The sequence below is a fragment of the Pseudomonas sp. MEJ108 genome (assembly GCF_030208985.1).
GTDB lineage: Bacteria > Pseudomonadota > Gammaproteobacteria > Pseudomonadales > Pseudomonadaceae > Aquipseudomonas > Aquipseudomonas fragariae.
In genome coordinates, this window is the sequence record NZ_JARVSW010000064.1 from 1 (window position 1) to 1,432 (window position 1,432).

1 protein-coding gene is annotated in these 1,432 nt (G+C 53.5%); it reads left to right on the top strand.

Annotation, left to right across the window (positions count from 1 at the left end; all coding sequences use genetic code 11):
* The first annotated feature begins 52 nt into the window (after positions 1–52).
* Positions 53–1,404 (top strand): IS3 family transposase gene (locus tag QRN50_RS22655; protein WP_096127119.1). Its coding sequence is split into 2 segments (ribosomal slippage): positions 53–512 and positions 512–1,404, totalling 1,353 coding nucleotides; the frame shifts between segments, so codons are not numbered across the junction.
* Positions 1,405–1,432: the final 28 nt, after the last annotated feature.

Genomic DNA, 1,432 nt, shown 5'->3' on the forward strand with positions numbered 1-1,432 from the left:
TGGACTGCCCCCAAGAAGTTGGACACCAATCCGACCTAATGGGGGTGTTCAAATGGCCAAGTATTCAGAGCAATTCAAACTCACCGTCGTCAAAGCGTACCTTGAAGGCAACATCGGCTTTCGTAAGGTGGCCAGTCAGTTCTCGATCGATTTCAGCCTGCTTCGACGCTGGGTCGCCAATTACAAGAGCCATGGGCACACAGGCCATCGCAAGCCTGGTCTTCGGTACAGTAAAGCCTTCAAACGCTCAGTGCTTGAGCACAAGCGCGAGCACGGGCTGTCGCTTCGCCAGACCGCAGCGCATTTTGGTATTGGTGATCCTGGCCAAATAGTCATTTGGGAACAGCAGCATTACAGTGACGGTCTAGCCCCGCGTGTTCCCACAAGAAGAAAGCCTGCTGCCATGCCCAAGAAGCCTTATCCCACCGAACCCGTAACCGCTGACGATACGCACAAGACACGCGACCAGTTAATGGCCGAGCTTGAATACCTGCGCATGGAGAACGCTTACCTAAAAAAGTTGGAAGAGTTGAAGGAGCAGCAACGACGGCAAAAGAAAAAGCCCTGATCGTCAAACAACTGAGGAACCGGTTTCCGATGTGCGCCCTTCTGACGCTGGCGGGCCTGGCGCGCAGCACGTTTTACTATCAGGCTCAGGTGCAATCCAGACCCGATCCAGATGCAGCTCTGAAGCAGGAGATAGAGCGTGTTTATCACGAGGAGAGAGGTCTTTATGGGGCTCGGCGTATCACGGCGGTCATTCGCAACTCAGGCACGTTGGTCAACAAGAAGGTTGTGGAGCGATTGATGGCTGAACTGGGCCTGAGATCAGTTGTGCGACCCAAGAAGTACCGCTCCTATAAGGGCACCGTCGGGAAAATTGCGCCGAATTTGCTGGAGCGCAAGTTCACGGCGCAACGCCCGAACCAGAAATGGGTGACCGATGTGACCGAGTTTAAAGTGGCCAATCGAAAGCTGTATCTCTCGCCCGTGATGGACCTGTACAACGGTGAGATCGTGGCGTACGAAGTGTCTACCAGGCCGTGCTTCGAGCTGGTCACCAATATGCTGGACAAGGCTCTCCAGCAGTTGCAGGACGAGCCGAAGCTTGTGATGCACTCGGATCAGGGCTGGCAGTATCAACACGCGCAGTACCGTCAGAAACTGGCGGTAAAGGGTGTAAAGCAAAGCATGTCTCGTAAGGGAAATTGCCTGGACAATGCCGCAATGGAAAGCTTCTTTGGTACGCTGAAGTCCGAGTTTTTCTATTTGAAACGATTTGAAAGCATAGAAGAGCTGAAGGCAGGTCTGGATGAGTACATCCGCTACTACAACAATGACCGCATCAAGCTGAAGCTAAACGGCTTGAGCCCCGTAAAATACAGGGCTCAGGCGGCGAGCTAAAACTGTCCAACTTTCGGGGGGCAGTCCA